The sequence below is a fragment of the Flavobacterium selenitireducens genome (assembly GCF_014748335.1).
Lineage (GTDB): Bacteria > Bacteroidota > Bacteroidia > Flavobacteriales > Flavobacteriaceae > Flavobacterium > Flavobacterium selenitireducens.
Genome location: NZ_JAAVIY010000002.1, coordinates 475,201 through 501,979, shown reverse-complemented (window position 1 = coordinate 501,979; position 26,779 = coordinate 475,201). Strand labels below are relative to the sequence as shown.

25 protein-coding genes are annotated in these 26,779 nt (G+C 46.6%); 12 read left to right on the top strand and 13 right to left on the bottom strand.

Annotation, left to right across the window (positions count from 1 at the left end; translation table 11 throughout):
* A complete protein-coding gene (locus HC229_RS05680) occupies positions 1-1,320 on the top strand; it encodes a sensor histidine kinase (RefSeq protein WP_191019488.1) in 1,320 nt (439 codons plus the stop codon).
* Between the two features lie 3 nt (positions 1,321-1,323).
* Here the strand turns inward: HC229_RS05680 and HC229_RS05675 are convergent, their stop codons facing one another.
* From HC229_RS05675 to HC229_RS05655, 5 genes are all read right to left on the bottom strand, one after another.
* Positions 1,324-1,581, bottom strand: coding sequence for a hypothetical protein (locus tag HC229_RS05675; RefSeq protein WP_191019487.1), 258 nt, complete (start codon positions 1,579-1,581; stop codon positions 1,324-1,326).
* A 312-nt stretch (positions 1,582-1,893) separates the two neighbouring features.
* Positions 1,894-2,208 (bottom strand): MGMT family protein, encoded by a 315-nt coding sequence (locus HC229_RS05670; RefSeq protein WP_191019486.1) that lies wholly within the window; start codon positions 2,206-2,208, stop codon positions 1,894-1,896.
* Positions 2,209-2,841: a lysine transporter LysE gene (locus tag HC229_RS05665; RefSeq protein WP_191019485.1), complete on the bottom strand. Its 633-nt coding sequence runs from the start codon at positions 2,839-2,841 to the stop codon at positions 2,209-2,211.
* Position 2,842: 1 nt separating this feature from the next.
* Positions 2,843-3,517, bottom strand: a complete 675-nt coding sequence (gene trmB / locus HC229_RS05660; RefSeq protein WP_191019484.1) for a tRNA (guanosine(46)-N7)-methyltransferase TrmB — start codon at positions 3,515-3,517, stop codon at positions 2,843-2,845.
* A 674-nt stretch (positions 3,518-4,191) separates the two neighbouring features.
* Positions 4,192-5,034 carry a tetratricopeptide repeat protein gene (locus tag HC229_RS05655; protein WP_191019483.1) on the bottom strand — a complete coding sequence of 281 codons (843 nt, stop codon included), beginning with the start codon at positions 5,032-5,034 and terminating at the stop codon, positions 4,192-4,194.
* 404 nt (positions 5,035-5,438) lie between these two features.
* Between HC229_RS05655 and HC229_RS05650 the strand changes: the two genes are divergently transcribed.
* Together HC229_RS05650 and HC229_RS05645 are read left to right on the top strand one after the other, a co-directional pair.
* The gene (locus tag HC229_RS05650; RefSeq protein ID WP_191019482.1) at positions 5,439-5,651 is read left to right on the top strand and encodes a hypothetical protein; all 213 of its coding nucleotides are present in this window, start codon (positions 5,439-5,441) and stop codon (positions 5,649-5,651) included.
* Positions 5,652-5,910: 259 nt separating this feature from the next.
* Positions 5,911-6,978 (top strand): glycosyltransferase, encoded by a 1,068-nt coding sequence (locus HC229_RS05645; RefSeq protein WP_191019481.1) that lies wholly within the window; start codon positions 5,911-5,913, stop codon positions 6,976-6,978.
* On the opposite strand, the gene HC229_RS05640 is transcribed toward HC229_RS05645, so the two are convergent.
* The gene (locus HC229_RS05640) at positions 6,952-7,995 is read right to left on the bottom strand and encodes a sensor histidine kinase (RefSeq protein WP_191019480.1); all 1,044 of its coding nucleotides are present in this window, start codon (positions 7,993-7,995) and stop codon (positions 6,952-6,954) included. The genes HC229_RS05645 and HC229_RS05640 overlap by 27 nt on opposite strands.
* Complete coding sequence (locus tag HC229_RS05635) at positions 7,996-8,679, bottom strand: response regulator transcription factor (protein WP_191019479.1); 684 nt, start codon at positions 8,677-8,679, stop codon at positions 7,996-7,998.
* Between the two features lie 188 nt (positions 8,680-8,867).
* On the opposite strand from HC229_RS05635, the gene HC229_RS05630 reads away from it, so the two are divergent.
* The 6 genes from HC229_RS05630 (at position 8,868) to HC229_RS05605 (ending at position 16,276) form a co-directional block, all read left to right on the top strand.
* Positions 8,868-11,618: a TonB-dependent receptor gene (locus HC229_RS05630; RefSeq protein WP_191019478.1), complete on the top strand. Its 2,751-nt coding sequence runs from the start codon at positions 8,868-8,870 to the stop codon at positions 11,616-11,618.
* Between the two features lie 196 nt (positions 11,619-11,814).
* On the top strand, positions 11,815-12,990 hold the full coding sequence (locus HC229_RS05625) for a hypothetical protein (protein ID WP_191019477.1): 1,176 nt from the start codon (positions 11,815-11,817) through the stop codon (positions 12,988-12,990).
* Between the two features lie 366 nt (positions 12,991-13,356).
* Complete coding sequence (locus tag HC229_RS05620; protein ID WP_191019476.1) at positions 13,357-13,653, top strand: T9SS type A sorting domain-containing protein; 297 nt, start codon at positions 13,357-13,359, stop codon at positions 13,651-13,653.
* 118 nt (positions 13,654-13,771) lie between these two features.
* Entirely contained in the window at positions 13,772-14,563 is a 792-nt protein-coding gene (locus HC229_RS05615; protein ID WP_191019475.1) for a T9SS type A sorting domain-containing protein, read from the top strand.
* A gap of 79 nt (positions 14,564-14,642) precedes the next feature.
* Positions 14,643-15,623: a LuxE/PaaK family acyltransferase gene (locus HC229_RS05610; protein ID WP_191019545.1), complete on the top strand. Its 981-nt coding sequence runs from the start codon at positions 14,643-14,645 to the stop codon at positions 15,621-15,623.
* On the top strand, positions 15,620-16,276 hold the full coding sequence (locus HC229_RS05605; protein WP_191019474.1) for a hypothetical protein: 657 nt from the start codon (positions 15,620-15,622) through the stop codon (positions 16,274-16,276). The genes HC229_RS05610 and HC229_RS05605 overlap by 4 nt, the downstream gene beginning before the upstream one ends.
* Positions 16,277-17,933: 1,657 nt before the next feature.
* On the opposite strand, the gene tyrS is transcribed toward HC229_RS05605, so the two are convergent.
* Positions 17,934-19,232: a tyrosine--tRNA ligase gene (gene tyrS, locus HC229_RS05600; RefSeq protein WP_191019473.1), complete on the bottom strand. Its 1,299-nt coding sequence runs from the start codon at positions 19,230-19,232 to the stop codon at positions 17,934-17,936.
* A gap of 271 nt (positions 19,233-19,503) precedes the next feature.
* Here tyrS and HC229_RS05595 point away from each other — a divergent pair, with 271 nt between their 5' ends.
* Complete coding sequence (locus tag HC229_RS05595) at positions 19,504-20,505, top strand: NAD-dependent epimerase/dehydratase family protein (protein WP_191019472.1); 1,002 nt, start codon at positions 19,504-19,506, stop codon at positions 20,503-20,505.
* Here the strand turns inward: HC229_RS05595 and HC229_RS05590 are convergent, their stop codons facing one another.
* The 3 genes from HC229_RS05590 to HC229_RS05580 are packed head-to-tail and all read right to left on the bottom strand — an operon-like array spanning position 20,506 to position 22,942.
* Positions 20,506-20,880 carry a DUF4296 domain-containing protein gene (locus HC229_RS05590; RefSeq protein WP_191019471.1) on the bottom strand — a complete coding sequence of 125 codons (375 nt, stop codon included), beginning with the start codon at positions 20,878-20,880 and terminating at the stop codon, positions 20,506-20,508.
* Positions 20,877-22,217: a dihydroorotase gene (locus tag HC229_RS05585; RefSeq protein WP_191019470.1), complete on the bottom strand. Its 1,341-nt coding sequence runs from the start codon at positions 22,215-22,217 to the stop codon at positions 20,877-20,879. The genes HC229_RS05590 and HC229_RS05585 overlap by 4 nt, the downstream gene beginning before the upstream one ends.
* On the bottom strand, positions 22,217-22,942 hold the full coding sequence (locus HC229_RS05580; protein ID WP_191019469.1) for a polyprenol monophosphomannose synthase: 726 nt from the start codon (positions 22,940-22,942) through the stop codon (positions 22,217-22,219). The genes HC229_RS05585 and HC229_RS05580 overlap by 1 nt, the downstream gene beginning before the upstream one ends.
* A gap of 99 nt (positions 22,943-23,041) precedes the next feature.
* On the opposite strand from HC229_RS05580, the gene HC229_RS05575 reads away from it, so the two are divergent.
* Positions 23,042-23,707: a DUF4271 domain-containing protein gene (locus HC229_RS05575; protein ID WP_191019468.1), complete on the top strand. Its 666-nt coding sequence runs from the start codon at positions 23,042-23,044 to the stop codon at positions 23,705-23,707.
* A 3-nt stretch (positions 23,708-23,710) separates the two neighbouring features.
* A complete protein-coding gene (locus tag HC229_RS05570; RefSeq protein ID WP_191019467.1) occupies positions 23,711-24,466 on the top strand; it encodes a uroporphyrinogen-III synthase in 756 nt (251 codons plus the stop codon).
* A 189-nt stretch (positions 24,467-24,655) separates the two neighbouring features.
* Here HC229_RS05570 and pckA read toward each other — a convergent pair whose 3' ends face one another.
* Both pckA and HC229_RS05560 read right to left on the bottom strand, forming a co-directional pair.
* Positions 24,656-26,284 carry a phosphoenolpyruvate carboxykinase (ATP) gene (gene pckA / locus HC229_RS05565; protein ID WP_191019466.1) on the bottom strand — a complete coding sequence of 543 codons (1,629 nt, stop codon included), beginning with the start codon at positions 26,282-26,284 and terminating at the stop codon, positions 24,656-24,658.
* A gap of 76 nt (positions 26,285-26,360) precedes the next feature.
* Entirely contained in the window at positions 26,361-26,744 is a 384-nt protein-coding gene (locus tag HC229_RS05560) for a DUF423 domain-containing protein (protein WP_191019465.1), read from the bottom strand.
* Positions 26,745-26,779: the final 35 nt, after the last annotated feature.

Genomic DNA, 26,779 nt, shown 5'->3' with positions numbered 1-26,779 from the left:
ATGAAGTTCCACACCGCATTGTTCCTGCGCATTTTCCTGATCATCGCGCTGCTCGGGCTCGGCTCATTTCTCGTATTCGGGAAAATGCCGTACAGCGCGCTGCTGGCTGTTTGCGTTTGCGTGATTTGCATAACCGAACTCTTTTTCTACACGAAAAACAGGGCGTTGATCTACGACAAAACAATCCTGTCGATCCTGCACGAGGATTTCTCTGCGGGTTTGCCCGAAAGTTTCCGGACGGGAACCTACACGAACCTTTACCAACTTTACCAAAGCGCCAAAAAGAAGCAATATGAATTATCGTCCCGCGACCTGGTTTTTGCCTCGCTTCTCGACAATGTCGATTCTGCTATCCTGATCCTTAAAAAATCTGAAGGAGATTGGGCTGTATTTTTGATGAACGACTATTTCTCGCGGCTTTTCGGCGTCCCGAAGTTGCGCAACTGGCAGCGTTTGCGCGAAAAAATCCCGTCGCTTGCCGCAATTTTTGAGCAAGGCGGTTTTGCCGAAATGAAATCGTCGGCCGAGATTCGTATCGATGAAGGCGAGCTGCAAACGTTTTCTATCCAAACCTCTTGCACTCAGTCATTTGATGAACTGTATTATGTAGTTTTGCTCGATTCGATACAAAAAGTCGTCGAGCGAAAGGAGAAACAGGCATGGGTAAACCTGATGAACGTCATTTCGCATGAACTGATGAATTCCCTGACACCTATTCAGTCGCTTTCGCAGAGCCTGAACGAAATCGTGCAACAGGAAACTCCCGATGCCGATGATTTGCAGGATATCCGCGACGGGCTTTCGACGATTGTGAACCGAAGCAACCACCTGACGTTTTTCGTGGAGAATTACCGCAAACTGACGATGCTTCCGACGCCTGCCAAAAAACCGACGAACCTCAACGACTTGATCGGGAACTGCGTGAAAATAATGGTTCCGATCCTAAAACAGGAAGAAATCGCGATCGAGAACAATGTGAATTTAATATCGGCTATTGAATTGGACGCCCAACAGGTCGAGCAGGTGTTCATCAACCTGATCACGAACAGCATCCTGGCGCTGAAGGAGAAAACGGAAAAAAAGATTCATATCGAATCCTGGACCGAACCGAATAGGGTTTTTATCGGAATTTCGGACACCGGAAAGGGAATCGAAAACGAGATTCGCGACAAGATCTTCCTGCCGTTCTTTACCACGCGGAAAGACGGGGCCGGCATTGGCCTGACGCTTTCAAAGAACATTGTCGAGGCGCATGGCGGTTATCTGAATTACGCGCCAAGAGACGGAAAGACGGAATTTGTGGTTTGTTTGGTGGTTTGAAGTTTAAGGTTGGATTTTTTTCTGACGCGATTCAATTTCCGCTTTTGCCTCTTTGTAGCTTTTTGTCGCAGGCCGAAACATTGGGATAAAGAAGACGGGAAGAAACGTGAGGATCCCAAAACCATTCGTCACGGTCGCATAAATTGCAATCCCAAAAATGGAACCGATCATGACGCAGGCCATCAGGTAGTTGTTTTTGCGCTTTTTGGCTTCCTTTGCCAGTTCTTCGTTCGTAAGTTCGGGTAGCGGTTTGGTTTGCATCAGGTTACAGTTGGTTGGACGTTGCTTGTCTGGTTTCCCGGATAACCGTTTTTGGCTTGGAAACGGCGGGCTTTTTTGTGAGATGCCAATTTATGGAAAATATCCGGCCTTTGAACTGGGACGATCGCAAGTTCGGAAAATTCTTTTGTTTACAAATACGGTGTTTGGGCGACCGCGGCCGCGTTAGGGATTGGAGCGATTGTGTGAGCTCTTTGCGAGCGGGAACCTCAAAGGTTTTTTTCAACCTTTGAGGTTTGGCGAGGCAAAAGCGAGTGCGGAAAGCCCGGCCGCAGGCAACGCCCAATCGCAAATCTACTGGATCGGCGGTTGCCAGAAGTGTTTTTTAAAATCGACGACCTGATTGCCCGAGACTTCGATTCCTTCGCTTTCCAACAGTTGTTGCATCAGGTTCGTCCCGTCGAAATGCATCTTGCCGGTCAAAACGCCTGCGCGGTTCAGGACGCGGTGGGCCGGAACGTCATCGGGACAATTGTTCATCGCCCAACCGACCATTCGCGCCGAGCGAGCGGATCCTATCGCCCTTGCGATGGCGCCGTAAGACGTGACTTTTCCGTAGGGAATCTGGCGCGCGACCTCGTAGACCTTTTGAAAAAAATTCTGCTCCATTTACCAATAATAGCGAACCAGGTTGAGCAGCGTGATCAGCGAAATGATGCCGGTGACGCTACCAATGATGTAGTTCATGTTGCGTATTATAAAGGTCGTGCGGTGTTCCATCCGTTCAAAAAACGTAACGAAAAAGTACAACCCGGTCATGGTTCCGAAAAGGATTCCGGCCACGAACGCGATCACATATGGTGTCTCGAAACTGAAAATTTGGTAGGACGCCAACGTCAGGCTCAGGAAAACATAAAACGGGATGGTCAGGAAATTGAGGCTCGACAGCAGCATTCCCCAAAAGAAACGGCTTCTTTTGCTTTTGAACTTGACGATTTTCTTCTTGGGACGGGATGATTTTGCGACGAACAAAAAATAGATCGTCAAGCCTGAAAAGATGACCAGGCCGGCCTCGCGTAACATCACGATAATTTCAGGATGCTTGTCGAGGAATTTGGCAAAAACGACCGCCAGGAAACTTTGAGCCGCCAACACGATCGCCGCTCCAATAGCAAAAACGAACGCTCTCGTATTGCCTTCGTTGCGATTGATCTTCACCGCTGTCATATTGAGCAAGCCGGGCGGCATGATCCCGATGATCGAGGCAAACAGCCCCATGAACAGCGACAGCGCGTACTGCATTTTACTTTATTTTGAACCTAATATACGTAATCGGTTTGTCCTGTTCCAAATAAAATTGTTCGTAAAAGGTCTGGATTCCAGTGACTTCTTCTGGCGCGCCTTCGTTGCGGTAGATGTTGTGGTTGGCGTAAAGCACCTCGTGGCCTTGCCCGTGCAAAAGCCCCAAAGTATAGCCGTGCATGAATTCCGAATCGGTTTTGAGGTGGACGATACCGTCGGCTTTTAGGATTTTCTTGTATCGCGCCAAAAATTCCATGTTGGTCATGCGGTGCTTGGTGCGCTTGTATTTGATTTGAGGATCGGGGAACGTGATCCATATTTCGGAGACTTCGGCTGTTGCGAATAACTTGTCGATCAACTCGATTTGCGTCCGAAGAAAGGCAACGTTGGAAATGCCTTTTTCTACCGCTGTTTTTGCTCCTCTCCAAAACCTCGCGCCCTTGATGTCGATGCCTATGAAGTTTTTTTCCGGATACTTCTCGCCCAATGCCACGGAATATTCGCCTTTACCGCAACCGAGTTCGAGCACGATGGGATTTTCGTTTTTGAAGAAATCGGAGTTCCATTTTCCTTTAAGCGGAAAGGTATCGGAAAGCACCTCATCGCGCAATGGCTGGATGACGTTGGCGAAAGTTTCGTTTTCTTTGAATCGCTTGAGTTTGTTTTTGCTTCCCATGAGGTGGAGTTTAAAGGCGTGCAAAAGTAGTTCTTTTTCTTTTATTTTGTTTTTTGAAGCTTTCTCCGGCTGTCTGGCACTAGCTTTTTTGAATAAGCCGGTTTTTCCATGGCGCAAAACGAGCTGCTGCGGGCGCTGTTTTGAGCCGGGAAAAGGAGGGCTTTTTCTGCAAAAGGCTAGTTGCCGGCATCCGGGCTAATGGTGTGATAGGGGATTTTTTTAGCCCGAATGAGTTTTGCCGTACTTGTTTTCGACACCTTCGCTTCAGAAGTTCGCTACCGCGGGTAGCCTGCCGGCGGGGCTTACTTTTTCCTCCCAGAAACCGAGGCACGAGGTTCATCGAAACCTTAACAAACAATAAATATCAATGAGATAAAAGTAGCAAAAATGCGGATGCGGCGGGACCGCTCGCCGACCTGACAGCCTCTTGAGTCGGAAATAAAAAAAACTCGCCCTCGGCTTTTTGCGATTGTTGGACCGCTGTTCAGGCTCAAACAACTTTTCACTTCTTCCACGCTTCGAGGCGTCAGGTGCCCGCCTGCGCGCTTACGCCGCAATTAAGCGGAAGTATTTATTTGATTTGCGGGCTTGCTGCGCTGCGCCCGAAATATGTACGCCGTTAAATGTCCATCGGTAATCGGGAACAAAAACTCATTTTATTCAAAGCGCCACTTTTAGTTTTTAGTTAGTTCCTGTCTCATCGGTTGAACGTACTGCCCGAATTTTGGGTCACGATCAATTTTTGTCTTTTTGACCCAATCGTCAAATTCTTTCAATTTACCTTGGCGAAAGTAGCCCCCCAAAATATTGATCGCGTTTTCTGCATTATACGTTTTGTCAGGGACGGTTGCCATGACTTTTTCGTAAGTCGCCACCGCATCATCGATTTGATTGTTGTGGATCTGGGAGTAGAGTAATTCTTTGTGTACGTAAGCATCTTTCGTATCGCGCTGTGCTGCTATTTTCAGCACGTCGATGGCTTTCGTGAACTGTTTCAGACAATTGTAGGAAAACCCAAGTTCTACTCTCAACCCTTTGAAATCAGGATTTATCGAATTCGCTTTTTCGAGAAATTCCAGCGCTTTGGCACATTCGCCCCAGCTATTATACATATAGCCCCACTTATATAACCGTTCCGGTGTGCCTTCCCCATCTTTGTAATGCTTTAACCATTCCGGATATTTAAGAATTTCCAATTCGCCGAAATGCGATTCAGGAATGATCGCAACCGGGAGATTGCTCGGTTGCAATCTATGTTTTACTGAACTTTCAGTCGATTTATTCTTAAGCAGGAATCGTCCATCTGGTTGAACCGTAAACGAACCTGCGTAATCGAAGGTCAAACCCGCATCGGCATCGATATATATAAATCCGAACGTATGTGAACCAAGCGAATCGGCTTTAAAAGCTATCCATTTGTCTTCACTCTGGACAAATTTCGAGTTAAACACCAATTTGTCCTGCGCTTGAACATGGAGCGAAATGACACAAAGAACTAAAGCGAAAAATTTTTTCATGTTATGATTTTTGAAAAGAGGATGCTGACATTGGTCTGAAGCTTATAAACAAGAAGTTTGTCGACCAAAACCAGCTCGATTTGACCGTACCGAAGGCTTTTAACAGGCTTATTTTGAGCTTCCGAATGACTCCAAATCACTTAACGCCAGAATGACTCCAAATATTGAGCTTGCCTTTTCATATATTTCGAATATTTGAAGGTTTAAGCAAAGTAAGAAAGTTGTAAATTGTGGAGCTAGGCCTCTTCAATTCGGCTTCCCGAACTTTTTCGCCATATAATCTGTATTAATTCTCACGTCTTTTTAGAACACAAATTTTCTTTGTATCCGATATTCCCGTCAAAGACACACCTAAAAAGTTCCCTCCGAAACCCCTTTATCCGCAGCGCAGCGGAGGATAAACAATGAACAAATTCCGCTTTGTCGCGGCGTTCAACCGCGCAGGCGGGCACCTGACGTTCCGACGCATCGAAGAAATGAAAAGCTGTTTGAGCCGTCACAAAAAGCGCCATAACCTGATTGTTTGTCGGCGAGTTCTTTTCATTTCCGATGCAAGGAGCTGTCAGGTCGCCGAGCGGTTTGCCGCTCCCGCATTTTTGCTTCTTTTATCTCATTGATATTTATTGTTTTTTAAGGTTTCTATGAACCTCGTGCCTCGGTTTTCTGCGAGGAAAAAGAAGGCCCCGCCGGCAGGCGAAGACTCCCGCGAGCACAGCGAGAAAAGCAGCGAGCGCAGCGAGAAAAGCAGCGAGCGCAGCGAGAAAAGCAGCAAGCGCAGCAAAAAAAGCGACGCCGCAACAGTCCCTTAACACTTTAACAAACCTCCCCAAACACAAAAAGGAAACAATCTCCTTAAATTGCGCGCAAAACCCAACTATGCCCGACAAGAAAAAACGCAACATCCTCGTCGCACCGCTAAACTGGGGATTGGGCCACGCCACACGCTGCATCCCGATCATCAGAGCCTTGTCGGAAAACGGGTACACACCTATCATCGCTTCAGACGGCGTCGCATTGGAAATCCTCAAAAAAGAGTTTCCCGAACTCAAAGCACTCGAGCTTCCGTCGTACAAAATCGAATATCCGAAAGACGGGGAAGATTTCAAATGGAAGATGATCAAAGGACTGCCGCGCATGCTCGACGCAATCTCCGACGAGAAAAAAATCGTAAAGCGATGGGTGCGCGAACACCATCTGCAGGGCATCATTTCAGACAACCGCCTCGGCGTGATATCCAAAAAAGTGCCGTCGGTATTTATCACGCACCAACTCAACGTGCTAACGGGAAACACGAGTTGGATCACGGGAAAATTGCACCGACAAATCATAAAAAAATACACCGAATGCTGGGTTCCCGATTTTGAGGACAAACCCAATTTGACGGGTAAGCTCGGGCACCTCAAAAAACCCGAATTCGATTTGCGCTACATCGGGCCGCTGAGCCGCTTGCAGAAAAAGGAACTTCCGAAAAAAAACGATCTCATGGTCTTGCTTTCCGGACCTGAGCCGCAACGCACCCTACTCGAAAACCGACTCAAGAATGAAGTAAAATTATTTGGTAAAAAAGTACTTTTCGTAAAAGGAAAAATCGAAGCCGAGCAAAAAACGGAACAGTGCGCCAACGTTACCTATTACAATTTCATGACGTCATCTGAACTTGAAAACGCGATAAACGAAAGCGAAATGGTGCTGTGCCGATCGGGTTACACGACGGTAATGGATTTGGCGCAGCTCAACAAAAAGTGTTTTTTTATTCCGACGCCCGGTCAATACGAGCAGGAATACCTTGCGAAAAAACTCAAAAAAGACGGCCTGGTTCCATTTGCAAAACAAGACGAATTCCGAATCGAAAATTTATTGGAAGTCGATTTGTACCAAGGCTTGCCGCAGACGGAAACATCCATTCACTGGAAGAATTTATTTTGCCTTTTTGAGAGTGAATGAGAATTCGGAACCTTTGCCGAACTCGCTTTTGACGAAGATTTTCTCGTCGTGAGCCTCGATCAGATGCTTTACGATCGACAAGCCAAGACCTGAACCGCCGGCGTCTCGCGAACCGCTTTTGTCGACGCGGAAGAAGCGTTCGAAAAGTCGCGGTATGTACTGTTTTTCGATACCTTCTCCATTGTCGTTGATGCGGACGACTACTTTATCCTCGGTCAATTCTTCAATGGAAACTTCGGTAGAACCTTGGTCTTTGCCGTATTTGATGGAATTCATAACGAGGTTGATGACGACCTGCTCAATTTTTTCAGGGTCGCCCAAAACCTTGATCGGTTTGTTGTAGCGCTGGTCGAACGAGAGTAAGATGTCTTTTTTGGTCGATTCGATTTCGAGCAGATCGAAGACATTCTGCACCAGCTTCACGACGTCGAATTCCGCAATGTCGAGGTTGAGATCGCCCATTTCAAGCTTGGCGATCATGTCGAGGTCGTTGACGATGTAGATCAGGCGCTCCACACCTTTTTCGGCCCTTTCGAGGTATTTTTTTCGGACGTTTTTGTCGTTGAGCGCCCCGTCGAGCAATGTTGAAAGATAGCCCTGGACCGTAAACAACGGCGTTTTTAATTCGTGGGAAACGTTGCCGAGGAACTCGCGTCGGTAATCTTCGCGCATCCGGAGCATTTCGATTTCGACTTTTTTGTCTGTAGCAAACTTCTTGACTTCGCGCGTCAACGTGGCCATGTCAGTCGTGACGTGTTGACCCTGGAACGAGCTCGATTCTAGAAACGAAACGTCGTCGTATATCTTTTTGACGCGTCTGTAAATAAAGCGTTCGACGCGATACTGGAGCACGAAAAATGAAAATGCGCCCACTGCGAGCGCAAAATAAACCACAATCAACCAGTTGGAAATATCGGTCAGCCATAGAATCCCGCCCATCAATCCGGTGGAAAAAAGCGTGATGTAAAGCGATGATTTTACGGCAAACCGATAGGATTTCTTAAACTGTATCGACATTTATACTTCAATCTTATAGCCGACGCCTTTAATGGTTTTGAACAATTCTTCCCCGATCTTTTCGCGCAGCTTCCGGATATGAACATCAATTGTACGACCGCCAACGATAACCTCGTTGCCCCAGACCTTGTCGAGGATTTCTTCTCTTTTGAACACTTTGCCCGGCTTCGATGCCAAAAGGTAAAACAGTTCAAATTCTTTTCTCGGCAGGATGATTTCGACGCCTTCCTTGATGATTTTATATTCCTCGCGGTTGATCTCGATTCCTCCGACGTTAAGCGTTTCGGCGTTTTTACCCTCGTCTTTGAGCCTGCGCAGCAACGCTTTAACTTTGGACACAAGCAATTTTGGCTTGATAGGCTTTGTGATGTAATCGTCTGCACCGGCATCGAAACCGGCAACCTGCGAATAATCCTCGCTGCGGGCGGTAAGGAACGTTATGATAACATTGCTGAGTTCGGGAATTTTGCGGATGGCTTCGGTAGCCTCCATGCCGTCCATTTCGGGCATCATCACATCCATTATGATAAGATGCGGCTGTTCTTTTTTTGCTTTGGCGATGGCGTCCTTGCCATTTTCTGCCGTTGATATTTGGTAGCCTTCCTGAGAAAGGTTATACCCCACAATTTCAAGGATATCCGGTTCGTCATCGACCAATAAGATCCTGATTTCTTTTTTCTTCATTCTGTTATGAAAAAGTTGTTTTTGCGGCGTAAAAGTAAAGATAAAAAAATCTGTCAAATCGCGATTAACCATTATTTAATCTGTTAACAATTCGGTAAACTTTTGCAAACCGAAACGTAACGGGTTGTTAACATTGCCCTCATAAGCAGGCGGTTACTTTGCGCCAAAATAAAAAACATACACTTCTCATGAGAAAACATCTCTTGGTTTTATTGATGGCACTGACTTCGGTTGTCGCGTTTGCCCAGAAAGGCACGCTCACCGGAACCATTACCGACAAAGACCTCAATAACGAACCGCTTCCGTTCGCCAATGTACTTGTTAAAGGTACGACGAATGCCGTTACAACTGACGAAAGCGGGAAATACACCTTTGCACTCGAGGCCGGCACCTACGTCATCGAATATAGCTTTTTAGGATACGAAACGCAAACCGAAAACGTAACGATCGTTTCAGGAGAAACGGTTACGGTAGACAAAGTGCTTGGAGCAGGAAGTTACACGTTGCAGGATGTGAAGGTGCAGGCGCAGGTGAATCGACAGAAGGAGAGCTCGCTTTTGCTTGAGCAGAAAAACGCGGTCGAAATCAAACAAAACATCGGCGCTCAGGAATTGTCCCGCAAAGGCGTTACTGATGTCGCGGCAGCCGTTGTAAAAACTACCGGCGTTACCAAACAAGAAGGAAGCGGGAACATTTTTGTCCGTGGACTTGGCGACCGCTACAACGCTTCAACTATGAATGGGTTACCGATTCCGTCCAACGATGCAGAAAAGAAAAACATCGTCCTTGACATCTTCCCGACCGAAATTGTGGAATACGTCTCTATCGACAAAGTGTACGGATCAAAATTGTATGGCGATTTTGCGGGAGGAAATGTGGACATCGTTTCGAAAGAACACAGAGGAAAAGGCACCTTCAGGATCGATATCGGATCAAACGCCAACACTAATGCGGTTTCCGAAAACAATTTCAGGTTGCACGCAAGCCCGAACGCATCGGGTTTCGGCATGACCAAAAAACCATCGAACTCCTTGACACAGTACAATTACGAAACCTTGGGAATGGACACGAAGAGTCCGTTTGGTGGTTCGATTGGCATTAGCGGCGGGCAGTCCTGGAATGTTGGCGAGAGCGGAAAACTAAGCCTTTTCGCTACGGGATCTTTTTCTAACGAATACCAGTCGATTACCGACGGACAAGCCAACGGAAGCATCAGCCCGACAGGCGTGATCAACAAGCGATATGACTCGTTCGACTCGTTCAATTACGCGACGAACACTACCGGAATGGCGAACATCGCGTACAAGATCAACGCGAACCACAAGATCAAATTTAACTCGCTTTTCATCAATACCAGTGACCAACAAACGGACGAGTACCGCGGTTACATCGTCGATTTGGCCAATGACGGAAACGGTTTCGTCAGAATCAACACGTTCACGAAAACCTCATTGTTCATTAACCAATTACTTGGAGAGCACAAGTTTACCGATCGATTGCAATTGAACTGGTCGGGAGCGTTCAACAACGTAAACGACGACCAGCCGGACAGGACGTGGAACACATTCAACGAGCAGGCGAACGGGTTTACGATCAACTCCCAATCTGCTCCGAACAACAACCGCTATTTCCAGGAATTGACCGAAAAAGAATACAATGCCAACATTTCGGTTGACTACAAAATCTTCAAAAACGGGGACAGCGATTACAACGGAAAATTGACCCTTGGCTACAACGGACGTATGAAAGAGCGTGATTTTGCCGCTACCCAATACAATTTCAAGGCAACAAATACGCACCTTGGCGATATCGTAGATCCGGACAACCTCGATGCTTTCTACAACCAGACCAATTTGACAAACGGCTTCTTCGAGATTTCTACCTTCCGCGGAAGCGCACAAGTCCCGGGAGCGACGCGTCCTCAAACGTACAATGGCGACCTGGACGTACACGCGGCTTTCGGCTCTATCGAGTACACATTCAATCCAAACCTGACGGCCGTTTTAGGGTTGAGAGGCGAAATGATCAAACAAAATATGGAATGGGACACGTCTTTGTCTCCGACAGGACAAAATGAATTGACAAAAACTGCGATTCTCCCAAGCTTGATCGTAAAATATTCCCTGAATGACAAACAGAACCTTCGCTTTGCCTTCAGCAAGACGTACACGCTTCCGCAGTTCAAAGAGCGCGCGCCTTTCGCTTATGAAAGAGCTACACAGGTTTACTTTGGTAATCCTAACCTCTATGAATCGGACAACTACAATCTCGATTTGAAGTGGGAAATGTTCCCAACATCGGACGAAGTGTTCTCTGCGACGGCTTTCGGAAAGTACATCGTAAATCCAATTAACGAAGCAGTCGTAAACTCTTCGACGAACGATATCTCTTATCTGAACTCCGGTGATTACGGATACGCCGCAGGTATCGAGATCGAAGTCCGTAAAAACATTTTCAAGACAGAAGAAACGAATTCAAAACGCTTGAGCGCAGGTCTAAATGTTTCGTATCTGTATACCGAACAAGAGCTCAACAATGACAAAGTGGCCGCCGAAACCAATTTGAATGTTGACTTTACCGACAGTAAAAGCGCGTTCACGGGAGCGTCCGATTGGTTAGGAAATGCTGACTTGTCTTACTTTACGGAATGGAATCAGAAACGTGCAAACATTACCGCCACCGTTGCCTACAATTTGTTTTCTGACCGCATTTACGCTTTGGGAACGCAACAAAGAGGCAATCTCGTGGACAAAAGCGTCGGGACACTGGACTTCATCATTAAATCGAAGCTCAATGAAAACCTCGGCATCGGCTTGACCGCGAGAAACCTGACAAATCCCGCAATCAAGCAAGTTCAGGAAAATCCTAACGGCGATGTTCTTTCCCAAACTTACAAGAAAGGAACAGGAATCAGCCTTAGCCTGAACTATACGTTCTAAAGCCGCAGCAAAAAACACATAAAGGTCGCCGCGAGCGGCCTTTTTGTTTAATGTTCAATTTAAGTTCTTCACATTTAGATAATACAGACTTAGGCTTATGTTAATGAAACCGTTACATCGGCTTAACGCCTTAACGAAAAAGACGCGGCATCTTTGCCGTATAATTTGAAACTATCAAAATCCTTACAAAGAATCTATGAAAACAACATTCAGAAAATTAATGGCTTTGGCAATTGTTGCAGCGGCTTTCGTTGGCTGTTCTGATGACGACAACAATGCCCCATCTTCATCTTTTGTAGTCGACGCTAACAATTTCCAAGGAACTATCGCTGATGGAGAAGTACAGCTTAACGCCGGTACTACTTACAAACTTACAGGTAGACTTTTGATCGCTGATGGTGCTTCCCTTACTATTCCTGCCGGAACCAGAATCGAAGGTGTTGGTGGAACTGCTGCTTACATCGCTGTAGCTCAAGGCGGAAAAATTTTCGTTAACGGAACTGAAAACAACCCGGTTGTAATGACAAGTGGTTTGGCAACTCCTGCAGCAGGAAACTGGGGCGGACTTGTAATTTGTGGTAAAGCGCCGATCAACCGCGTAACTGGTGGGCAGTCTACCGCTTCTGCAGAGGTTTCTGAACTTACTTACGGTGGAACTATCGCCAACGATAACTCAGGCGTTCTTCGCTACTTGAGAATCGAGTATGCTGGTGCTGCTTATAACCAACTAAAAGAATTCAACGGACTTTCGTTGTTCGGAGTTGGTTCCGGAACAGTAGTAGAATACGTTCAGGCTGTTCATGGTGCTGACGACGGGTTCGAATTCTTCGGAGGAACTGTCAACACGAAAGGTCTTGTCGCTCTTGGAAACGAGGATGATCTTTTCGACTGGACTGAAGGATGGATCGGAACAAACACTGACTGGTATGGAAAAGTGGCTTTCGGAAAAGGAAACCGCGGTATCGAGGCTGACAACTACGAAGATGGATTTGCAAATACTCCGATAGCGAACCCTACAATCTCTAACCTTACCCTTATCGGTGCGGGAAGTACTGCTGACGCTGCTGCATATGCTGAAAATGACGCTATCAAATTGAGAAGAGGAACTCGCGGAATTTTCTCGAACGTAGTCTTGTCAGGTTGGAAAAACGGTTTTGCACTTGAGCACGATGAAACTATCGCAGCGATCGGAACAACTTTGAAAGCTACAAACGTTTCTGTTGCATCTGATGTGACTAACCTTACTGTAGGTAAAAATACTGCCGGAACTTCAGTAGACGTTGCTGCCGCCGTAACTGCCGGTGCATCTCAAGGTGCTGGAAACGGGATTGCTGCTCCTTCGTGGACTGCTGGCTGGACGACTGGTCTCTAAGACTTGACATTAATAAAACCAAGGCCTGATTATTAAGTTAATCAGGCCTTTTTTATTTGTAGCAACCGCATCCAAGGTCATTCAAACGAACTCTTCCTGACAGTACCGGATCCAGCCCTATTACTTCAATCGTCGCCTCGCGCAAAGAAATCGAACCACGACCGCTCAGGCAGCAGCACTTAGAAATCTCATACAAGCGGATCGCGTTAAAAGCGACCCTCGCGGGCGTTCAAGACAATAACTGACCCTATCAATGCGCCCTCACTTATATAGAGTTTCATTTTAATACTCATGATTTACAGCATTTTGATTTTGGCATCGTATTTGAAAATTGTTTTTGTACTTTTACAAAACCAAATTGCACCAATGGCAAAGAACTACTTTTATATTGCGCTTTTCACCTTTTTCGCTTCCCTGGGCGCTCTGGCTCAGGAGGGAAAGGATCTCGGCTTCTACCCGAATCCGGTGAGTACGGGCAAGATCTTCATCACATCGAAGACTTCAATGGACAAGGACGTGACGATCTTCAACGTATTGGGAAGACAGGTACTCCAACAGACCGTCAGCAAGGAACTCAACATCGCATCGCTTTCACCCGGCGTTTACATTGTTAAAATACGCGAAGGAGAAGCGACCGTCACAAGAAAATTGATAATCAAGTAATTAAAAAGGCCCTGAATTCGTTTCGGGGCCTTTTTTTTAATACAATTTTTACATTGGAAATTTTTTACTCGTGTGAAATCAGTTTATCTTTGCCGTAAAATGAACTAAATTTTTGATGATGAAAAAAATCTACTCTTTACTAACTTTTGTCTGTTTGGGAATTTCTGCCAACGCGCAGAATTTGGTTACAAACGGAAACTTTGAAACTTGGGCTGACGGCGCTCCGACAGGATGGACGATTACCGTTCCGGCAAACGGTGGAAGCGTAGCTCAGGAAACGGCTGCTGCAAATGTTCAGAACGGAACAAGTTCAATACGTTTTACAGCTCCTGCAGGAACTGGCAACGTTCGTGCAGCTTGGACTGACATTCCTGTTACACCGGGTCACGAATACACGTTTTCTTACTGGTACAAAGACGAATCAGACGACGCTCGCGGAAGACACTGGGCTTCTTGGAGAGCTGGCACCGCCCAACTTACTGATAACCTTGATGTCCTACAACCAGATTATATGGTGAATACGTCTGGATGGACGCAGGTAACCTACACGTTGGATGCTCCGGCTACAGCTACAGCTTTCCGCCTTGATTTCCGTGTTTATCAAGATACCGGTAACTCAGGTGCTATCTTCTATGACAACGTTTCTTTAGTTGACAACGACTTAAGCGTAGGTAAAAACCAAATCGCTGGATTGAAAGTCTACCCTAACCCAGTTTCTAACGGAACACTTTACATCGATACAGATAACGGCAACACAAAATCAGTCGCTATTTTCGATATCCTTGGAAAGCAAGTCGTAAAAACTTCTACTGAGCAAACGGTTAACGTTTCTGCTTTGAAAACAGGAGTTTACGTTTTGAAAGTTACGGAAGACGGTAAAACCGCTACACGTAAATTGGTTATTAAATAATCTGATTTCCGACATACAAACTAAGCCTCGTTCGCGGGGCTTTTTTTATTTCCTATTTTTGCATCCAAGCAATTTCCCTTTGATCACACCTGACGACATCTTCAACATTTCTTCGCAAAAGCAATTCGACAAAATCGCGTTGAAAGTCTTTCGTTATCAGTACGAGAACAATGCGGTGTACCGCGAATTCTGCAACTTTTTGGGAACCGAAATCCATCTCGTCAAATCGCTTGCGCAAATTCCGTTTCTTCCAATACAATTCTTCAAATCCCGCGATGTGATTACCGGAAACGGACAGGTTCAGGAGACGTTTACGAGTTCGGGAACGACGGGCGCCATCACGAGCAAACATCTTGTCACGGACGTTTCCTTGTACGAACGCAGCTTCCGCCAGGCATTCTCACAATTTTACGGAAACATCGAAGATTACGTGGTCTTGGCGTTGCTGCCGAGTTATCTCGACCGCGAAGGTTCCTCATTGATTTATATGGTCAACGATCTCATTGAAGGCTCGAACAATCCGGACAGTGGATTTTACCTCAACAATTACGACGAGCTCATCCAAAAACTGACATCGCTTGACATGTCCGGGAAAAACGTATTGCTGATTGGCGTTACCTATGCCCTGCTCGACCTCGTGGAAATGCAGCAATTTGAGCTGCAAAATACCGTTATCATGGAAACCGGCGGCATGAAAGGCAAGCGAAAGGAGATGATCCGGGAGGAATTGCACGATATCCTCTGTAAGGGATTTGGAGTCTCATCGATACATTCGGAATACGGCATGACGGAATTGCTTTCGCAGGCGTATTCGCTTGGAGAAGGGATTTTTGAGTGTCCGAACTGGATGCAGATCCTAACCCGTGATACCGAAGATGCCCTGTCTTACGTCGATCCCGGGAAAACCGGAGGCGTCAACGTGATCGACCTGGCCAATATCAATTCGTGTGCGTTTATCGCGACACAGGATTTGGGCAAAAAATATCCCGACGGAAGTTTCGAAATATTAGGCCGTTTCGACAATTCGGACATCAGAGGATGTAATTTAATGGTGTTATGAGATTCGTTTTGCTGTTGCTTACCGGATGCTCGATGTTGGCCCAAAAGCCGCTTGCGATAGGACTGCTCGACATCAAGACCGACCGTTCGAAAACCGGAGTACGTCTCTACAATATTTCGTATTCGCTCACAAACGAAACCGATCGTCCCATCGCCTTCTTTCTCACGACAACCGAGGGTTTCATTCCGCAAATTTCGAGTTCTTCTTCGGCTTACGTCCACTACCGATTGTTCCAAGATGGCAAACCTGTCGACGCGCCCGGAGTTTTCACTTTCGGCGTCGCGACCTGGATGTCCGATGCTGAAATGGAGCGCAAGCTGAATTCCGTCCGCAGCGAAAACCGTGATGTCGAGTTGCTTCTAAAAAGACGGCGCGACTATATCGCGAGTTCGTTGATGAAACTCGAACCCAAACAGTCGAAGCTCTTTTCTGTGGTCATGGCTTGGGATCACGAGCGCTATCAGCGGTATGACGAAATGGAATATTACCTCGATTCCAACGATCAATACGTGTTCGAGCTCTCCGCTCATTTGATGAAGGAAGAATTGTACGACGAATTCAAGGCGGTCGATATGGAAAAGTTGCTCGATGAACCTCATCTTGTCACGGGTTGGATTACCTCGAACCGGATGCCGATAGACTTATCGCCTTAAATTTTTCGAGATATCGTCGTGCTTGCTTTGGATTTTCCTGTGTGTGCAAAAATAATAGCCGCGAATTCGCGAATTGGCGGCTGCAGATATTGCTCAGTGCTTGTCACAAGTGGATTACCTCGAACCGAATGCCGATATACTTGTCGCCTTAAAATCCTCTAACAGGTCGTCGCGAGTGCTTTAGATTTTCCGGTCTGTGTAAAAAATAATAGCCGCGAATTCGCGAATTCGCGGCTATAAATAGAGCTAGGCGCTTGTCACGGTTGGACTACCTCGTACCGAATGCCGATCGACTTGTCTGCTTAAATTTCTTGACATATCGTCGTGCTTGCTTTGGATTTTCCTACGTGGGCAAAAATAATAGCCGCGAATTCGCGAATTCGCGGCTATAAATAGAGCTCGGCGCTTGTCACAAGTGGATTACCTCAAACCGTTTGCCGATCGACTTATCTGCTTAAATTTTTCGAGATATCGTCGTGCTTGCTTTGGATTTTTCTGCGTGTGCAAAAATAATAGCCGCGAATTCGCGAATTGGCGGCTGCAACTTGAGCTAGGCGCTTGTTACGGTTGGATTACCTCGAACCGGATGCCGACAGACTTATCGCCTTAAATTTTTTCGACCTATCGTCGTGCTTGTTCTGGATTTTCCGATCTGAGTAAAAAATAATAGCCGCGGATTCGCGAATTCTTGTCTACAACTAAAGTTCGGCGCTTATTACGGTTGGACTACCTCGAACCGTTTGCCGATAGACTTATCGCCTTAAAATCCTCTAACAGGTCGTCGCGAGTGCTTTGGATTTTCCGGTCTGTGTTAAAAGATAATAGCCGCGAATTCGCGAATTGGCGGCTGCAGATATTGCTCAGTGCTTGTCACAAGTGGATTACCTCGAACCGTTTGCCGATTGACTTGTCGCCTTAAATTTTGTCGACAGATCGTCGTGCTTGCATTGGATTTTCCGGTCTGTGTAAAAAATAATAGCCGCGGATTCGCGAATTGGCGGCTGCAGATATTGCTCAGTGCTTGTCACAGTTGGACTACTCTGAATTGAATGCCGATCGACTTGTCGCCTTAAATTTTTCGACATATCGTCGTGCTTGCATTGGATTTTCCGGTCTGTGTAAAAAATAATAGCCGCGGATTCGCGAATTCGCGGCTATAAATAGAGCTCGGCGCTTGTCACGGTTGGACTACCTCGTACCGAATGCCGATATACTTGTCGCCTTAAAATCCTCTAACAGGTCGTCGCGAGTGCTTTGGATTTTCCGGTCTGTGTAAAAATAATATAGCCGCGGATTCGCGAATTGGCGGCTATAAATAAAGTTCGGCGCTTATTACGGTTGGACTACCTCGAACCGTTTGCCGATAGACTTATCGCCTTAAATTTTTTCGACCTATCGTCGTGCTTGTTCTGGATTTTTCCGGTCAGAGTAAAAAATAATAGCCGCGAATTCGCGAATTGGCGGCTATAAATAAAGTTAGGCGCTTGTCACAAGTGGATTATCTCGAACTGTTTGCCGATATACTTGTCGCCTTAAAATCCTCTAACAGGTCGTCGCGAGTGCTTTGGATTTTCCGGTCTGTGTAAAAATAATATAGCCGCGAATTGGCGAATATGAGTATTGCGAACTAGCGGCTATAAATCAAGTCCGTTTCGAATCACGTAAAACGCAACACGAAATAGTTCTTTTTTCCGCGCTGCAAAAGCACGAAAGTTCCGTTTATCAGATCGTTTTCGGTCAGGATAAAACCATCGGCAATCTTCTCGCGGTTTACCGAAATCGAATTTTCCTGCAATGCGCGTCTCGCCTCGCCGTTCGATTTCATAAAGCCCGACTTTTCATTCATTACCGATACGATATCCAAGCCTGCCGTAAGTTCGGACTTTGCGATCTCAGCCTGAGGAACGCCGTCGAAAATCTCCAAAAACGTCTGTTCGTCCAGCGATTTGAGATCGTCGGCCGTTGAGTTGCCGAACAGGATATTCGACGCTTTTATCGCCTTTTCCAATTCTTCATTTGAATGTACGAACGTCGTAATTTCCTCGGCCAAGCGCTTTTGCAGCACACGCAAATGAGGCGCCTGACGGTGTTCTTCTGTCAATGTTTCAATCGTTCCCCTGTCCAAGAACGTAAAAATCTTGATGTATTTTTCGGCATCCTCATCGGACACGTTCACCCAAAACTGGTAAAATTTATAAACCGACGTCTTATCGGAATCGAGCCACACGTTACCGCTTTCCGATTTGCCGAATTTCGAACCGTCGGCCTTCGTTACAAGCGGCGTAGTCAATGCGAAAGCCTTCGCCTCATGACCGTTCATCCGACGGACCAATTCCGTTCCCGTGGTGATATTTCCCCATTGGTCGGAGCCGCCCATTTGGAGCACACAATTGTATTCTTTGTGCAAATGGTAAAAATCGTAACCCTGTATCAATTGGTAAGTAAATTCCGTGAACGACATGCCATCCCCGATTTCACCGGTCAGGCGCTTCTTGACGGAATCCTTCGCCATCATGTAATTGACCGTAATCCTTTTCCCGACGTCGCGCACAAAATCAAGGAACGAGAATTCCTTCATCCAATCGTAATTATTGACTAAAACCGGAGCGTTCGCGTCAGTGGCGTCGAAATCCAGAAAGCGCGATAAAACGCTTTTGATTCCCGCGACATTCTTAGCCAAAGCTTCCTCATTCAACAAATTCCGTTCGTCAGATTTTCCCGAAGGATCGCCAATCATTCCGGTCGCGCCTCCAACCAATGCCAAAGGTTTGTGCCCGAACTTTCGCAAATGGCACAATAAAATGATTTGCACCATCGACCCGATGTGGAGCGAATCGGCAGTAGGATCGAACCCAATATACGCCGTGGTCGCCTCTTTCAAAAGTTGCTCTTCGGTTCCAGGCATGGCATCGTGGTAAAGCCCGCGCCATTTGAGTTCTTCTACTAGGTTTTTCATGAAAAATAAATTTCGGCAAAGATATTAATTAGCGGATTAGAAAATTAGCGAATTAGCGAATGATTTCGCTCCAAAAAGGCACTTTTAACCGTATTCGATTAGCATTATCCAACCGTTAAAAAAATCCGAAAACCAAACTAATGATAATTACCGTCTGGTGTTTATCGCCTGTCTCGAATCACATCAAAGCCTGAGAATAGACACAATGGATCATACGTAAAAAGTCATCATTATCCCATTCGCTAATTCGCTAATTCGCTAATTTTACAAAATGAACCTCATCACCGGAACAACCGGCCTCGTCGGCTCCCATCTCGCTTTGCATTTGCTCGAAAAAGGCGAAAGTGTACGCGGTCTTTTCAGATCGGAATTAGGCAAGGTCAAGACGCAAAATCTCTTCAACCTTTACGGAAAGGCGGACTTGTTCTCCCAAATCGATTGGATCGAGGCCGACATTCTCGATGTTCCGGCTCTCGAAAAGGCATTTCCCGGGATCGAGCGCGTTTACCACTGTGCGGCGCTAATTTCGTTCGATGCGAAAGACGAAGAAAAATTGCGGAAAGTGAATATTGAAGGAACCGCGAACGTTGTGAACCTGTCAATCGATTTTGGTGTACAGAAACTTTGCCATGTGAGTTCGGTGGCGGCGTTGGGCGATTTGAAAGAGGGAGAAGACGTGCTCGATGAGGCAACCGAGTGGAATCCTGAAAAACACCATTCGGATTACGGCATTTCGAAATACGGAGCCGAAATGGAAATTTGGAGAGGTTGGCAGGAAGGCCTTGAAACCGTCGCCGTGGTGCCTGGAATCATTCTCGGCCCAGGATTTTGGAACGAGGGAAGCGGCGTCATCTTTTCTTCAATCGAGAAAGGGTTTCCATTCTACACGGAGGGCTCGACAGGATTTGTGGGCGTAGACGACGTCGTTTCGGCGATGGTGGCCCTGACGGAAAGTGAAATTTCGGGAGAGCGGTTCATCGTCATTTCCGAACATCGTATTTTGCGCGATGTGGCTTTCGAGATTGCCGATGCGCTACAAGTGAACCGACCGAAATATGAAGCAGGCGTTTTTCTCACTAAACTTGCGGTTTTCGCCGATTGGATCGCCTCATTGTTCGGTAAAAAACGCAGGTTGTTCAGAGAAACCTCCAAAGCGCTTCACCGTCACAGGCGATTCTCGAACGCCAGGTTGCGCAATGCGTTGCCTTCATTCGAATTTACGCCAATTCGCGATTGCATCAGGAAAGCGGTGGATGTCCAGCGCCGTAAATAGTTACTTTACGATGCTTTCCACACCTGGTTGGCCGGTCTTTTTCGCAACAATCGAATCCAGCGTTTTTTTGTTGCCTTCCAAACGTTTGCCGACGCGTCCGTACATCCGTTTGTATCGCCTGATGTCCGACGCGTAATAGCGATTGCTTTGGGCGAACTGCAAACTGTCGATGCCGTATTTTTTGTAGATGTATTGGTTCGGATCTTTGGATCTTTGGATCAAATTCGGCTTGTGGGCTTTTATTGCCTCAAGCAGCGCCAGGTCGTAAAAAATGTCGACCATTTTGTCTTCGGCGACCAATTTGTCAGGCTTCTCAACCGAATTTCCGCAGGCAGCAAGCAGATAAACCAAGGCTATTGTTACGATTTTTCTCATCTGTCGAACAAAAGGCGTTGACCGGCTTTAATTTCCTTGACCTTTCCGGAAGCAAAAACGTGCTGTCCGTTCACGAAAGTATGCATAATGCGCGATTTGAAGCTGAATCCTTCGAATGGCGACCATCCGCATTTGTATAAAATGTTGGATTTGTTGACCGTCCACGGGGAAGCCGGATTCACGATAGCCAAATCGGCATAGAAACCTTCCTTGATAAATCCGCGCTTTTCGATCCTGAACAATTTTGCAGGATTGTGGCACATTTTCTCGACGATCTTCTCAACGGAAATTTTTCCCTGGAAATGTTTTTCGAACATCGCCACGACCGAGTGTTGCACAAGCGGCCCACCCGATGGCGCCTTCAAGTAGGGCTGTTTTTTTTCTTCGAGCGTGTGAGGCGCGTGATCGGTGGCGATGACGTCGATGCGTCCGTCGAGCAAGGCTTCCCATAATGCATCGCGGTCGGCTTCGGTCTTTACTGCAGGATTCCATTTTATCAGATTCCCTTTCGTGGCATAATCGGCATCTGTAAACCACAAATGGTGCACACAGACTTCGGCCGTGATTTTTTTGTCCTCAAGCGGGATATTGTTCTGGAAAAGTTCCATTTCCTTGGCCGTCGAAAGATGGAAAACGTGAAGGCGCGCTCCGGTTTTCTTGGCCAACGCCACGGCTTTCGAAGACGAACTGTAACACGCTTCGGCACTTCTGATAAGATGATGGGCCGTTACCGGAACATTTTCTCCGTACTCCTCTTTGTATTTTTCAAGATTGTCCTTGATGGTCTGTTCGTCCTCGCAGTGAACCGCAATCAGTAAAGGCGTGGAACTGAAGATGCGTTCAAGGACGGCCTCATTGTCCACGAGCATATTTCCTGTCGACGACCCGAGAAAGATCTTGATTCCGGCGACGTTCTTAGGATTCGTCTTTAACACTTCCTCCAGATTGTCATTTGAGGCACCCATCATGAACGAGTAATTCGCGTAGGATTTTTCGGATGCGATCTGGTATTTATCCTCAAGAATTTCCTGTGTTACCGCATTCGGGACCGTGTTGGGTTGCTCGATGAACGAGGTCACGCCACCGGCAATCGCGGCTTTCGATTCCGAACTAATATCGCCTTTGTGTGTCAGCCCCGGCTCGCGAAAATGCACCTGATCGTCGATCGCGCCCGGAATCAGGTAGTTTCCTTCGGCGTCAATGATTTTGGTGTCCGATGACTTGGCGCTTATCGATTCGGCAATTTCAACTATGATTTCGCCTTCGATGAGCACGTCGCCTTCGACGATTTTCCCTTCGTTTACAATTTTGGCATTCTTGATTAAAATCCTATTCATTAGAGTCTTTTCAGCATTTTTTTCCATCGCAGTCCAAGTACGCCAACCATGGCTTCTTTGAAGATCGCGGAACTCATTTTCGATTGACCTTTGGTTCGGTCGGTAAATATGATCGGCACTTCGACCAATTTAAACCCTTTGGCGAAGGCGCGGTATTTCATTTCAATCTGGAACGCGTAGCCGACAAATTTTATTTTGTCAAGACCGATGCCTTCGAGCACTTCGCGTTTGTAACACATAAACCCGGCCGTGGCGTCGTTTATGCCCATTCCCATCACCATTTCGACGTACCGAGAGGCATAATACGACATCAGCACTCTCGCAAGCGGCCAATTCACGACATTCACTCCGGTTACGTATCGCGAGCCTATGGCAACATCGGCACCTGCAAAATGACAAGCTTCGTACAATTTTTCAAGGTCGGACGGATTGTGCGAAAAATCCGCATCCATCTCGAAAACATAAGCGTATTCACGGGAAAGCGCCCATCTAAATCCATGTACGTAAGCGGTTCCCAATCCGGATTTCGACTGTCGCTGTTCGATGTGGAGCCTTCCCGCAAATTCCGATTGAAGCTCGATCACTTTTTGGGCGGTTCCGTCAGGCGAGCCGTCGTCGACAACCAAAAGGTCGAACTGGTGGTGTAAGGTCATTACGGCGCGAACTATACTTTCAATGTTCTCGATTTCGTTATAGGTTGGGATAATGACCAGTCCGTCGCTCATGAAGTGCGTATTTCGGGGCAAAAATAAGGTATTTGCATCAGATGAATCCCAAGAAAATTATAATAATTCCGCTTGTGTTTTTAGTATTTTTGCAGCGATATGAATGAAAGTTTCCTGATTCCGAGATTGGTTGAAAACAGAGATTGGGCCATTGTGATCTTTTTGGGTTGCCTGGCGCTGATCGCCCTGACGCGCTCGGTATTCGAGACGCGGTTCGCGGAATTCTCGAAGCTGGGCATTTCGGACAAATACATCAAGGTGTATCGCGACAACGGCAGTTTGATGAGCTGGTTCAATGTATCGCTTTTCGTGATCCATTTGGTTTCGCTGGCCTTCTTTATACAAATCGCTTTTTACAACTTCGGATTCGGGCAAAAAGGCGATTGGCTGCTGTTTATCAGGATCTTTGGTTTGCTCGGCGTTTTTATCCTTTGCAAATACCTGATCGAGAAGATAATTGCCTCGTCGTTCAATATCGAAGAGTTCGTCGAACAATTCAATCTCCAGAAAGTAAGCTATCGCACCTACATCGGGTTGTTGCTTTTACCGGTTGACATCATCCTGTATTTCAGTTCGGGCACATCGAAAACTGTCATATTCGCGATAATCGGTTCCATTTTGATAATCAACGTACTCACGTATGCCATATCATTAAGAAATTATCAAAACATATTACTAGGCAAGTTGTTCTATTTTATTTTGTATCTTTGCGCACTCGAAATAGCGCCCTACTATTTCATGTATTATTGGTTTACAAAAAGTTAGAAAATGCCAAACAAAGTGAAAACTATTCTGGTATCTCAGCCGGAACCCAAGGTAGAAAATTCCCCTTACTTTGAGCTGTCTCAAAAGCATAAAGTGAAGGTCGATTTCAGGCCTTTCATTCATGTCGAGGGCGTTCCTGCGAAAGAAGTCCGCCAGCAGAAAATCGATATCAGCCAATATACAGCCATTATTTTGACCAGTAAGAATGCGGTCGATCATTTCTTTCGCGTTGCTGAGGAAATGCGCTATAAGGTTCCCGAAGGGTTGAAATATTTCTGCCAGTCGGAAGCCATCGCGTTTTACCTGCAAAAATATGTCGTGTACCGCAAGCGCAAAATTTATGTCGGGCAGAAAGATTTCGCCGACATGTCGCCTCTGATCAAAAAGTACAAAGACGAGAAATTTCTTTTGCCTGCTTCGGATGCACAAAATCCGGATGCGCCTCAAACGCTCAACAACCTCAAAGTAGACTGGACAGTGGGAACGTTTTATCGCACGGTAATGAGCGATCTTTCCGACCTCGCTGATGTTTACTACGACGTTCTCGCGTTTTTCAGCCCGACCGGAATCAAGTCGCTGTTCATGAACTTCCCTGATTTCAAACAAAACGAAACAAGGATTGCGGTTTTCGGAACTTCGGTTCAGAAAGAGGCCGAAGCTCACGGATTGCGCGTCGATATCATGGCACCGTCACCTGAAGCGCCGAGCATGACGATGGCGCTGGACAAGTACATTGCTAAGGTTAATAAGGAAAAGTAATTTTTTTCCAATAACATAAAAGCTGTCGAAAGACGGCTTTTTTTATGCGTGACAAACCATCCTTTGCGCCTTCGCCGCTTCGTGGCTTGGCGTCACCTGAGCCCGAGCAAAGCGAGGACCTAGCCCAAAATAAAAAAGCGCCGTCAACGTGTGACAGCGCTCTTTCGTAACCTCTAAAAATCAAAAAAACTAAGACAATTGCGGCCCGGCTTTCACCAGGTTTGCGGCTTCAGACGTATCTGTATATTGTTGGAAATTCTCTACAAAGAGTTTTCCGAGGTTATTCGCTTTCTCCGTCCATTCGGACGCATTTGCATATGTATTCCTTGGATCGAGGATCTCGGTATCGACACCTTCAAGCACGTTGGGAACGCTCAGATTAAACACAGGAAGCTGGTGCATTTCGGCACTCTCGATGGATCCGTCAAGAATCCTGTCGATAATGGCACGCGTATCTTTAATCGAAATGCGTTTTCCCGAACCGTTCCAACCCGTGTTGACCATATAGGCCGTTGCATTGTGCTGCTCCATTTTCTTCACGAGTTCCGCTCCGTACTTTGACGGGTGAAGCGTTAGGAAAGCTTTGCCGAAACAGGCCGAGAACGTTGGTTGGGGCTCGTTTACTCCGCGCTCCGTTCCGGCAAGCTTTGCTGTAAATCCAGAAAGGAAATAATATTGTGTCTGCTCAGGCGTCAATTTTGCCACCGGAGGCATGACTCCGAAAGCGTCGGCCGTAAGGAAAATCACTTTTGATGCGTGACCGGCTTTAGAAACCGGCTTCACTATATTGTCGATATGATTGATCGGATAGGAAACGCGCGTATTCTGTGTTACCGAACCGTCGTTGAAATCAATTGTTCCGTCGGCGTCGACTGTTACGTTTTCCAGAAGCGCATCGCGTCGGATCGCATTGAAAATGTCCGGTTCGGCTTCCTTGTTCAGGTTGATGGTCTTTGCATAACATCCGCCTTCGAAATTAAAGACGCCGTGATCGTCCCATCCGTGCTCGTCGTCGCCGATAAGTTCGCGTTTTGGATCTGTGGAAAGCGTCGTTTTCCCGGTTCCGGACAATCCGAAAAACACGGCAACATCTCCATCTTTCCCTTTGTTAGCCGAACAATGCATGCTCGCCATTCCCTGAAGCGGCAGGTAATAGTTCATCATCGCGAACATCCCTTTTTTCATTTCGCCTCCGTACCAGGTGCCGCCGATAAGCTGCATTTTCTCGGTAAGGTTAAAGGCGATATAGACCTCGGAATTCAGGCCGTGCGCCTTGTAATCCTCGAAATGCGTTTTAGACGCGTTCATTACCACGAAATCCGGCTCGCCGAAATTATCGAGTTCTTCTTCAGTCGGGCGGATGAACATATTTTTGACGAAATGTGCCTGCCAGGCCACTTCCATGATAAAACGCACTTTGAGACGGGTGTCGGCGTTGGCTCCGCAAAAAGCGTCCACAACGTATAATTTCTTGCCGGAAAGCTGCTTAACGGTCGTTTCCTTAAGCGCATTCCAAGTTCCCTGAGAAATCGGCTTATTGTCGTTTGCGGCTTTTTCAGAAGTCCACCAAATCGTGTCTTTAGTGGTCTCGTCCTTGACAATATATTTGTCTTTTGGGGAACGCCCCGTGAACTCCCCGGTCATGACATTGACGGCCCCGAGTTCGGACATCTGCCCTTTCTCGAACCCTTGCAGGGCCGGATTCAGCTCATCTTCAAACAGTTGCTCGTAGCTTGGATTGTAGATGATTTCTTCCGCATTCTCGATTCCGTATCTGGAAAGCGAAATCGATTTCGTAATTTGAGCGTAATTCTCCATAAAAATGGTTCGTACTAGTTGTTTTGCGAGACAAAAATAGAAATTAATTCATATCAACTATAACGATTTCGTAATTTTAAGATTTTTGACGAAAAAAATCGATAAGAAGTACAAACCAGCCGATGATTAACAACGTTCCGCCAAGAGGTGTTACGGGTCCGATAATTTTGTTAAAGTTTTCAACCGCGTTCGTCGCAAGCAAATAAATGGAGCCCGAAAACAGGATCACGCCTACCGTCACAAGCCAAAAAACGGCCTTTTTCGCTTTTGCCGAAACGCCGGAAAACACTCCGACCATCAACAACAACAGCGCGTGGTACATTTGGTATTTGACTCCGGTTTCAAACGTCTGTAATTGGTCGGGCGTCAAGACTTCTTTCAATGCGTGAGCCCCGAAAGCACCTAAAACAATCGCTGTCATTCCGAAGAAAGAACCGGCTACGAGCAGTTTCCTATCCATTTGTAAAGATTTCTATTTGTGAAGTCGGCCTAACC